The following is a 9,617-nucleotide window of genomic DNA, read 5'->3' on the forward strand; positions in this document are numbered from 1 at the left end:
TAATATTTGCGAGCCGTGTCAACTGGTTAGCGTCGTCCGGATGTTGTATCCGTGGCTGGTGCTGGCGTCAGTTTTGTACCTTGACTGGTCAACGGAGTCACGTTGACCAGTCAAGGGATCGGTCCGGATCCGGTCCGGACTGTCCGGGCGGACCCCTCCCAGAGCGGCGACTGGTCGGCTGAGGACTGCACGCCACCGGCTCGGAGGGGATCCGGATCGGTCGATCCGGATCCGGACGCCGCCGTCGTCCGGTGCCATACGCCCGAGTCGTCTGCGGCGACGGCTAGCCGGGACACGCACGTATCGCCCTGTCCCCGCGCGGGTCAATTGACCAGGTCAACATGTGCATTGACCGGCTTGACCGCGTCCCCCGGGCGCGGGCGGGGGCGGGGCGATGGCAATTCGCCCGGCCGCCGCCTGGGGAACAGGGAGGCGGATCGGCCCCCGTCCGTGGCCAGGGGTGTGATGCCGCTCCGTATCGGACGACCAGGGGCGGGGCTGGAGCGCGTTGCCGGACTGTGGCGTCCGACTCCGCGCACCTGCCGCTCCTCAACGGCCGATGAGCCGGTGTACCACCGGAGCGGTGACCCCGAAGGTGCCGAGAGCGGCGAGCGCCGCCTGAGCGGCGCTGCGGTCGATGAAGTACGTCAGGGTGCCCACGATGCCGCCGGCGACCACCGCCATGAGCAGGACGAGGGCAGCGTGCGCGCTCAGGAGTGGGCCCGGTTCGTCGGCGGTCCCCATGGTGATCTCCGGATCCGGACGCGGCGGGATCGCGGGGCGGGTGTGGTCGGGAAGGGTGGTCACGGCGGTCTTGCTCCTTTGGTCGGGCACGCGCTGCATCGCGTGCAGGTGGAGAGTGCAGGGGCGTCAGCCCTTCCGTCTCGGGCTGACGGCACGGGAGCGGAAGGGATTCCGGCTGCCGGCCACGGCACTGTGCAGGGCCCGCCGGTTAGCCGCGCAGGCCGCATCCCAGCAGCATCACGGCCGCCATTCGAGAGATCCGGACAGGAACTTCGCGCACCGGCCGGAGCGCTCTGGTGGCCGGTCACGGACACGGGCCGATCGCGACACCCAGAACGCCAGGCGGAAGCCAACCGAACAACCGTTCGCCCCTTGGGGTGAGGACCACCGGAGCATGCAGCCCGGATAACCTCACATATCCGGGTTGAAGACGCTACAACTAGTGGTACGGAAAAAGGCCCATGACGGGCCATCGGGTGATAGGGGGATCATGTTCTCGTTTCGGATGGTGCTCGCACCGCACTGCAGGAAGTGCCGCCCCGGCGACGGCGGCCGCGCGCCGCTCGTCACCGAGCGGCTGCTGCCCGAGCCGCTGCGCCGCCGTCTCGCCGAGGCCGGGGCCGCGCGGCCGAAGGCAGGCTCACGATGACCGACGAGACCACCGCCGCCGAGCCGGTGACTCCCGGCACGCTGCTGCCGCACCAGGGCGCCGGCGCCGCGCCCGCCCCGGCCCCGGTCGAGTTCACCCCCGAGGTGCTGGCCAAGCTCGCCGAGCTGGAGGAGCGCTCCAAGAAGCACGAGCAGAACCTTCGGCCCAAGAACACGGTCGACGGCTACGCCGCCGACTGGAAGCAGTGGGAGCAGTTCACCGCGCTGCTGGGCCTGCCGGTCACCGCCATCACCCCCGGCAGCCTCACCGCGTTTGTGGAGTGGCTGTGGTGGCAGCCCGGCTGGCGCACCGGCACGTACATGGCGCCCTCCACCATCGACCGGCGCCTGTCCGGCGTCGTCGTCACCGGCCGCACCGAACACGGCCTGAAGCTCGACAAGACGGTCGCCGCCCGGGCCCGCCGTGTGCTCAAGGCCAAGGTCAAGGAGCTGGAGAAGACCGAGGAGGTGCGCGGCCGCGGCCCCGCCCCGGCGATGCTGATCGGGCAGTTGCGCGCCGCCGTCCAGGCCGCCCCCAACACCCTGCTCGGGATCCGCAACCGCTCCATCGGCCTGACCGCGTTCGCCGCCACCGCCCGCGAGCACGAGGTGGCCTACCTCCGGCTGCGCCACATCACCGACGTCGACGAGGGCCTCATCGTCGACGTCCGGGTGTCGAAGACCGCCCCGCGCACGGTGAAGATCCCGTACGGCACCCGGCCCTCCACCTGCCCGGTCCGCGCCTGGCGCGCGTGGAAGGACACCGCCGGACTAACCGACCCCGACGACTTCGCGTACAAACCGCTGCACCCCCGCTGGCACACCGTCATGCCCGGCGGACTCGCCCCCGAGACCATCGGCGACGTCATCACCCGGCTCGGCGAATGGGCCGAGCTCCCCGTCCGCTACACCGGCCACTCCACCCGCCGCGGCGCCGCCGAATCTTCCCGCCGCGCGGGCAACGACCGCAAGGTCATCGCCAAGCAGGGCGGCTGGGTGCCCAACAGTGCGGTCATGGAGGGCTACTTCGAGGACGGCGACGGCTGGGAGGACAACGCCATGGCCGGGGTGCTGTAGGCCGGGCGAAGGCGCCAGGTCCGAATCGACGATTTGAGCAATGTGACCCACGTCATATTCGTGACGGTGTGCACACCGGCCGGGCGGCCGCCCGGGCAGACCGGGTTCACGTCGACCCGGGCGCGTCGGGGTTCCCTCGCTCACGCAGGCCATCGGCTGGCCGGGACTGCTCACCCTCAGTAACCGGAAAAAAACCAAATGGGTGAACGCCCGGTGTTCCCAAGGGATCGGAGCGGTTTGCGGTGCCTCCCCCGTCGCGTAGTGTGAACGTCGCTTCCCAACGAGGGGCCCACGGCGGTCAGTTCACCGGACTCCGGGCGCCCGGGTCCGGCATGAAGCAGCCGGGTCCACCCCGTCAATAAGGAAACTCGATGGGTGAGCACGAGAAGCGGTCGAAGTGGGTTCGCTGGCAGAGGGTGAAGCGTCGTCTCCGCCTGTGGCTCGCACCGGTAACGGCGGCCGTGTACTGGATCGGTCGCACGATCCGGGAGTGGTTTGACTACCTCACCCGGATGTGACGACGCCCCCGGCTCGACGATCTAGCCGGGGACGACCGTCCTGGTACGGCAGAAGGTGCCCCCGTCGTTCCAGCGGCGGGGGAACTGCCATACGCATCCGGAGATGCGTTGCGCGCAACGCATCCCGAGATGCGTTGCCCCGCCGCCACACCATCGCAAGTTGCCTCGTGTGATGCAACTCTTGTGTGTCACGCCTGACCGGTTCCCTCTCCGCTCGACCACTACGTGAGCCGTCGCTCGTCCGGGTGGCTCGGGCAGCCGGCGGCGAACCGGCCGCCCGTACCTGGTCGTCGGTCAGCGCATGGACATTGACGAGCAGCACATCGCGGAGCCGGGTCTCGCGGTCCTGGACATCCTTGCCGCCGACGAGGAGACGCTCCGGTCGGTGATGGAAGCTCTGCAGAACCTGTGGGCGACCTCCGGCATCACGCCGGTATGGCGCGTGCCCGGCGAGAGCGGGGTCAGGGCCCGGGTGTACGCCGACGTACGCCGCCAACCCGACCGGAACGCTTGAGGACGAGCACCTGGTCGGCGTAGCCCGTCAACGGTCCGGCCCTGTTCTCCCGGAGCTGCCGCGAAGTGATGAGTCACTCGCCTTCGGGCAGGCGTGCCGGTCCCTCAAGGCCGACTGCGGCGGCGTGCATCCCCAAACGGCCCGACAAATCTGGCACGCTCTGCACCAAATCGGGCAAAGGTGGCAGTTATGGGCGTGAGGCCGGGGTGGTGGAAGGACACGGACGAGCGGGTTCGACGTGTGTCCCTGTGGTGCTGGGCCCTGGCTGTTGTCGCTCTTTTGATCGGCTTGTACGGCGAGCTTCGGTGCTGGTCGGACAACTGGCCCATCCTTACCAACCTGTACTCCAGCCTCACTGCCTTCCTTATCGGGGTACCGGTTGCCTTGATCTTCCTGTCCCAGCTTGCTTCCAGGCAGGCGCTGACGATGGCACGCACAGTGGCCATGAAGCAGGCACCGAATGCGGTCGACCTGTTCACGGGAGCGTTGCTGGGAAGATTCGTTGCGGAGACTCCCGACGCGGCGCGTAGCAGTCTCCGCGATCTGCTGAGCGCGTGTAAGGCATTGAGCCATGCGGCGCGCCGGCCGCACGGCCGCCAGGCGTCACCGTCGTCGCGGCACTTGGCGGCCGAAGTTGAGGCGATCAACCGAGCCCTGGAGCAGACCCTCGACGTTGAGGTACGGGGATCGCTGCAAAAGCAGTGGTTCGCCGAACTCAAGGCGTACTGGCGGCAAGTGGAAGCCGTGCTCGGACCGTACCTCTACGACTCCGGCCTCAAGCCGGAACAGCCGGTGCGGATTCATGAAGCCCTGACGGATCTGACGACCGAGAGCCCGACGCCCTTCATGGCCATGACGGCAGGCTCCACGGCGCCGAGCCTTCTGCAAGTACGGGCTGCGGCGATGATCAAAGGTGCTGACGCCCTGCTCTACCTGCTCGGTCAGGTCGACGACTTGAAACGCATTGGGCAGCGATCCGCCTGAGCGACCGTCCGATGCGGTCGAGCTGTGCGGCCGGCGCGCCGGTACGGGCGAGCCCTCATACGCCGGCCGAGCGGAGCGGAAGGACCGGGATCGGTGCCGCTGAGCGGCCGGGACCGGTGAGTCGCCCACCAGCGGAGATGCTGCTGCCCGTCGAGCGGGCCCTGTAGCCAAACCGCAAGATGTTGTGGTCAGAGTGGACCCACGACACAACATGTAGTGGTTGATAGTGCGTTGAGGGAGAGTCGGTCCGCTAGAGTGGAGTCCACCTCGCGGCAGAGATGCCGGAGAGGTCCCACGGCCGCGCCCTAGGAAAGTGAGGCCGTGGGGACGCTCTCCGACGCGACGTCGTCGAGGTGACCGCGATTCACGACAGCGAAAGCAGGTAGCACTCGACAATGTCCATCTACGACAGTACCGGAACGCGACTCTTCCCCGGAATCTTCCCCGCGTTCCCGCCCCGTCGGCCGCTGAAGCCCGGCGGGGTGCCCGAGATCATGCCCGGGCAGGTCCCCACGGTCATCATCGTTGTCCTCTTCACGGTGGCCGTCGCCGCCGCCCAGTACGAGCTCGCGACCGCCCTAGGGACCCTGCTCGCCGCGCCGCAGTTCGTACGTCAGCAGGTCTAGCTCTGCCGCTCACCCCGGTGGCCCCGCGTAGGCGCGGGGCCACCGCCACGTTCGGCATCGAGCTAACCGGCAATCCCCCGCTTGATCACGGCCCCGACCACTTGCTCGAACGTTTCGCCGGTGAAGTCCTCGCCCCGCGCGAGTGATACACCCTCACCGAGCAACCTGGCGTACGCCCGGAGCCGGTAGACCTTGACGCGTGATCATTCCTCTTCTCCGCGCCGCCACGGCGGCCGCGCTGACCGTGCTGCCCCTCACCGCTCTGACGACCGCCCCCGCCCACGCGGCCGCCGCGCCCGCCCCCCGCGCGGCGGTGACCGTGCCGCTGGGCCAGGCCATCGCCTCGCTGCCGCGTGCCGCCGAGTCCCGCGACGGCTACACCCGCAGCTCGTTCAAGCACTGGGTGGACGCCGACCGGGACGGGTGCAACACCCGCGCCGAGGTCCTTCTCTCCGAGGCGATCGAGCCGCCCACCGTCGGCGCCCGGTGCGCGCTGACCGGCGGTGTGTGGTGGTCGATGTACGACGAGCAGCGGGTCACCGCCGCCTCCGCCCTGGACGTCGACCACATGGTTCCGCTGGCCGAGGCCTGGGACTCCGGCGCGAGCGGCTGGACGCCGGCGCGGCGCCAGGCGTACGCCAACGACCTGGACGCCGAGCGCTCCCTGATCGCCGTCACCGCGAAGACCAACCGCTCGAAGGCCGACCAGGACCCGGCCGAGTGGATGCCTCCTGCCACTGGTCAGCACTGCGCGTACCTCGCCGACTGGACAGCCACCAAGAAGCGGTGGCAGCTCACCGTGGACGACGCCGAGCGCCAGGCCCTGGCCGTCGCGGCCGCGCGCTGTCCGGGGGCAACGGTGACGTACGAGCCGGTACCGTAGCCCGCTGGCGGGTTCACCTTCCTGGTGAGCGTCTTGTCAGCCCCGCCACTGTGCCTCCGCATCCGCGCTCTGGAGCGGAGGCACACGCACGAGCGGCAAGGCCCGCCGCGGTGTCACAGCAGCGCTGCCGCCCGTCCGTCCAGTTCTGCCACGCCCGGGGCCTTGCTGTAGCGGGAGAGCCGCACGCGCATGTCGGTCACCGCGTCGGTGATCTTCACGGACTGGACGCCTTCGGCGCAGTCGAGGAATTCGCCCCATGAGGCCAGGGCCCCGTCGAGGTCGCCCTGGCGGAGGTGGACGTGGCCCAGGTCGCCCAGGACGATGGCGCGGGAGCGTCGGCGGTCCAGGCCGTGGACGTCGAGGGCGTGCTGGAGGTGTTCGCGGGCGCTGTCCAGGTCGCCGAGGCGGGCCAGGATCATGCCGGTGTGGTGGGCCCACCGGCCGGTGGAGAAGTGGGAGGCCCAGGATTCGCCTGGAGCGGCCGTGGCCTTTTCGATGGCGTTCTGGGATTTCGCCAGGGCGGTGCGGGCCAGTTGCTGGTCGCTGTCGAGGGCGGCGGCGTCGGCGAGGGTGGTCTGGTAGTAGGCGATCGCCTTCGGCTCGTCGAGCCGGTCGGCGTACTCGACGCACTTCTCCGACAGGCGCAGAGCCACGGCCCGGCCGCGGGGTCCGAGGTCGATGGCTTGTGTGGCCATCCCGCGCAGGGCGGTCGCGGCCAGCTCGGGCTCCTTGGCCTCTTCGGCGAGGGCGAAGGCGTGCGCGTAGTAGCGCTGCGCGAGACCCTGGTGGTGGTCGTCGTTGCCTTCGTCCTGGACCATCCACCCGCACAGGTGCACCAGCTCGGACGCGGCGGCGAACAGGGCCCGGCCGGTGGTCTCGGTGTAGCGGCCTTCCAGCCAGGGGCCGACGCTGCCGGTGAGGTACTGGACGGCCAGCCGGCGGGCGTGGGCGCCGCCGTATTCGGCGGCGGTGTCGCCGAGGGTGCGGGTCATCTGCCGGATCGCCGCGACTTCACCGGCCCCGACCCGTACGGCCCCGGCCGGTGCGGCGGCCACCCGACGGGTGATGGCCTCGGCGTCGGGGAGGTTCAGGGCCGACAGCGCGAAGGCGGCGGTCGCGGCCAGCATGGTGCGGCGTTCCACGTCACTCCTCCCCAGGGCAAGGACTGATCCCACGGTATCCGGGCCGGACGGTTCAGGATCACCCCGATCGGCAACGCAGACGCGGTTCAGGTCCAGATGTAAGACCTGGACGATGTAGGGGAGCCACCCGTCCGGCGACGGGGTCCGCTCGCCCTTCATCCAGCGGCGGGCGTACTGCCGCTCCAGACCGTCCGGCCCCCGGCCGGCGGCCACGGCGACCTCGCGGGCCAGCTTGGTCGGGCCCCACCCGCGTTCTTCGCACGCGGCCCGGATCAGGTCCGTGATGGTCACCGTCTGCACCGCTGCCCCCTGACCTACGCGGGCTTACAGAGACCTACAAGATGGCCCCTCCTCCCGCTTGGTCACAGGCCGTTGACTGATGCTCACCCGCCCGGCGCTCCCGGAGCCGGGCCCCGTCACGAAAACCACCCGAACCCCGCTTCTGGAGGCATCGTGCACAACCGCTCAGACCTCGCCGCCCTCTGCGGTGCCACCGTCCTGGTGACCGGTGGCGCGGGACTCATCGGCTCCCGCATCACCGCCCGACTGCGGGCCCTTGGGGCCCGGCCGGTGTCCCTGTGCGCCATGAACGCCTACCCCGACCACGTGTACGCCGACCTCTTCGACGTCCGCACGTCCGACCCCAACGTGGTCCTGGGCGACGTCCGGGACACCGCCCTGGTCCGCAAGCTCGTCGCCGAAGCGGACTACGTCATCCACGCCGCCGCCCTGGCGGACGTCGCCGCGTGCACCCGCGATCCGCTGGCCGCGATCGACACCAACGTCGCTGGCACCCAGAACGTCCTGGATGCCGTGGCCGCCACCGACCGCGTGCGCCGCATGGTGTTCGTCTCCTCCGCCAGCGTCTACGGCGACGGCAACCCCGAGGAGACCGACAGCCCCGAGCTGCTGACCATGCGGCAGTTGCTGGAGTCCGTCCACGGCCGCATCCCGCCCCAGTTCCACGAGTTCACCCGCATGCGGCCCAAGTCCGTCTACGGCAACACCAAGGCGTGGGGCGAGGAGCAGACGGCCTTGATCCTCAATCAAGTGGGCACGTCGTACACGATCGTCCGGTACTTCTCCGTCTACGGCGAACCCCAGACCATCAAGCCCCACTCCCACTCGTGGGTGGTGGCCTGGTTCGCCGCCCGCGCCCACCTGGGCCTGCCCCTGCACCTGAACGGCGGCGGCCGCCAGGTACGGGACCTGGTCCACGTCGACGACATCGCCGAAGGCACCCTGCGTGCCCTGGTCAGCCCCAGGGCCCACACCGAGACCGTGAACATCGGCACCGGCGTGCCCACCACCGTGCGCAAAGTCGCCGAGCTGGTCCAGGACCACTACCCGCACACGGCGTTCCTGGACACGCCGCTGCCTGCCGGTGACCCGCTGGGCGGGTACGCGGCCGTCCGCAAGATGGAGAACATCCTCGGCTGGAAGCCGAAGATCACCGTCGCGGAAGGCGTCGACCGCTACGTGAAGTGGCTCCAGACCACCCCGGCCGCCGCCCCGGACTGGCTGCGGCAGTCCACCGGGGTCTGACCAGGCTCTAGATGACCGGGGGGCGGCCCAGCCGGGTCAGCCGCCACACGGTGCGCCACCGCATGGGGCGGCGCGGGCCGCAAGGCGTCTTGACGCCCTCGGCGAACCCGCCGAACCAGGCCCGCAGACCGGCAAGCGACCGCGCCCGGGCCACGGTCAGGGCCACCCACACCCCGAGGTAGAGGGGAACGAGCGGGGCCGGCAGGTGCTGCTTGGCCAGCCAGACCCGGTTGCGGGCCGTCATCCGGTAGTAGACCGCGTGCCGGGCCGGGGACGTCCTGGGGTGCTGGAGGACCAGCTCCGGCTCGTACAGGACGTTCCAGCCCCGGTCGATGGCCCGCCAGGCCAGGTCGGTCTCCTCGTGGGTGAAGAAGAAGGCGTCCGGCCAGCCCCCGGTCTCCTCCAGCATCGGCATCGACAGGGCGTGCCCGCCGCCCAGGAACGTGGTCACTAGCCCGCGCCGCATCGGGTCACCGGCTCGTAGGCGGGGCACGTGGCGGCGCTGCGTGGCGCCGGTCTCGTCCGCGATCCGGAAGGAGACGATGCCCAGACGGGAATCCTCCGCGTACAGGTCCGCGATCCGCCGGAAGACGTCCGCCTCGACCAGCAGGCCGTCGTCGTCCAGGTCCACCAGGACGTCGACGTCGCCGAACTCCCGCAGCCGGTGCCAGGCGACGTTCCGGCCGCCGGACACCCCCAGGTTCTCCTCCAGCTCCACCCCGGTCACGCCCTCGGGCAGACCCGGCAGGGCCGTGCCGTTGCCGACGACCACGATCCGGGCCGCCGGCTCGTCCTGCTTCGCCACCGAGTCCAGCAGGGCCAGCAGCTCAGGCATCCGGTCGCCCATCGTCAGCACGGCGACACCCACACGCGGCCGGGACACGACCACCACCACTTCCATCCAGGGGTCAGGTGAACGGCGAGCCTACCGCCGCC

Annotated in this window: 10 protein-coding genes; 7 read left to right on the plus strand and 3 right to left on the minus strand. The window is 70.2% G+C overall.

What is annotated here, in order from left to right:
• Window positions 1–549: 549 nt before the first annotated feature.
• Window positions 550–807, minus strand: a complete 258-nt coding sequence (locus ACZ46W_RS34775) for a hypothetical protein (protein WP_468346306.1) — start codon at window positions 805–807, stop codon at window positions 550–552.
• A gap of 427 nt (window positions 808–1,234) precedes the next feature.
• Between ACZ46W_RS34775 and ACZ46W_RS34780 the strand changes: the two genes are divergently transcribed.
• The 6 genes from ACZ46W_RS34780 (at window position 1,235) to ACZ46W_RS34805 (ending at window position 5,994) form a co-directional block, all read left to right on the plus strand.
• Entirely contained in the window at window positions 1,235–1,393 is a 159-nt protein-coding gene (locus ACZ46W_RS34780) for a hypothetical protein (protein ID WP_468346308.1), read from the plus strand.
• Window positions 1,390–2,469 (plus strand): site-specific integrase, encoded by a 1,080-nt coding sequence (locus tag ACZ46W_RS34785; RefSeq protein WP_468346310.1) that lies wholly within the window; start codon window positions 1,390–1,392, stop codon window positions 2,467–2,469. The genes ACZ46W_RS34780 and ACZ46W_RS34785 overlap by 4 nt, the downstream gene beginning before the upstream one ends.
• Before the next feature lie 819 nt (window positions 2,470–3,288).
• A complete protein-coding gene (locus ACZ46W_RS34790) occupies window positions 3,289–3,501 on the plus strand; it encodes a DUF6207 family protein (protein ID WP_468346312.1) in 213 nt (70 codons plus the stop codon).
• Between the two features lie 189 nt (window positions 3,502–3,690).
• Window positions 3,691–4,485 carry a hypothetical protein gene (locus ACZ46W_RS34795; protein WP_468346314.1) on the plus strand — a complete coding sequence of 265 codons (795 nt, stop codon included), beginning with the start codon at window positions 3,691–3,693 and terminating at the stop codon, window positions 4,483–4,485.
• A 395-nt stretch (window positions 4,486–4,880) separates the two neighbouring features.
• A complete protein-coding gene (locus tag ACZ46W_RS34800) occupies window positions 4,881–5,111 on the plus strand; it encodes a hypothetical protein (RefSeq protein WP_468346316.1) in 231 nt (76 codons plus the stop codon).
• A gap of 199 nt (window positions 5,112–5,310) precedes the next feature.
• Window positions 5,311–5,994, plus strand: a complete 684-nt coding sequence (locus ACZ46W_RS34805) for an HNH endonuclease family protein (protein ID WP_468346318.1) — start codon at window positions 5,311–5,313, stop codon at window positions 5,992–5,994.
• 113 nt (window positions 5,995–6,107) lie between these two features.
• Here ACZ46W_RS34805 and ACZ46W_RS34810 read toward each other — a convergent pair whose 3' ends face one another.
• Window positions 6,108–7,427, minus strand: coding sequence for a tetratricopeptide repeat protein (locus ACZ46W_RS34810; RefSeq protein WP_468346320.1), 1,320 nt, complete (start codon window positions 7,425–7,427; stop codon window positions 6,108–6,110).
• Between the two features lie 162 nt (window positions 7,428–7,589).
• On the opposite strand from ACZ46W_RS34810, the gene ACZ46W_RS34815 reads away from it, so the two are divergent.
• Window positions 7,590–8,681 carry an NAD-dependent epimerase/dehydratase family protein gene (locus ACZ46W_RS34815; RefSeq protein WP_468346322.1) on the plus strand — a complete coding sequence of 364 codons (1,092 nt, stop codon included), beginning with the start codon at window positions 7,590–7,592 and terminating at the stop codon, window positions 8,679–8,681.
• A 7-nt stretch (window positions 8,682–8,688) separates the two neighbouring features.
• Here the strand turns inward: ACZ46W_RS34815 and ACZ46W_RS34820 are convergent, their stop codons facing one another.
• Window positions 8,689–9,564 (minus strand): glycosyltransferase family 2 protein, encoded by an 876-nt coding sequence (locus tag ACZ46W_RS34820; protein WP_468346324.1) that lies wholly within the window; start codon window positions 9,562–9,564, stop codon window positions 8,689–8,691.
• Window positions 9,565–9,617: the final 53 nt, after the last annotated feature.

Source organism: Streptomyces sp. NPDC031064 (assembly GCF_055570965.1).

Excerpts from the sequence above, each read along its gene's own strand:
- ACZ46W_RS34800 (WP_468346316.1), top strand. The coding sequence starts at position 4,881 with ATGTCCATCTACGACAGTACCGGAACGCGACTCTTCCCCGGAATCTTC.
- ACZ46W_RS34795 (WP_468346314.1), top strand. The coding sequence starts at position 3,691 with ATGGGCGTGAGGCCGGGGTGGTGGAAGGACACGGACGAGCGGGTTCGA.
- ACZ46W_RS34790 (WP_468346312.1), top strand. The coding sequence starts at position 3,289 with ATGGACATTGACGAGCAGCACATCGCGGAGCCGGGTCTCGCGGTCCTG.
- ACZ46W_RS34780 (WP_468346308.1), top strand. The coding sequence starts at position 1,235 with ATGTTCTCGTTTCGGATGGTGCTCGCACCGCACTGCAGGAAGTGCCGC.
- ACZ46W_RS34785 (WP_468346310.1), top strand. The coding sequence starts at position 1,390 with ATGACCGACGAGACCACCGCCGCCGAGCCGGTGACTCCCGGCACGCTG.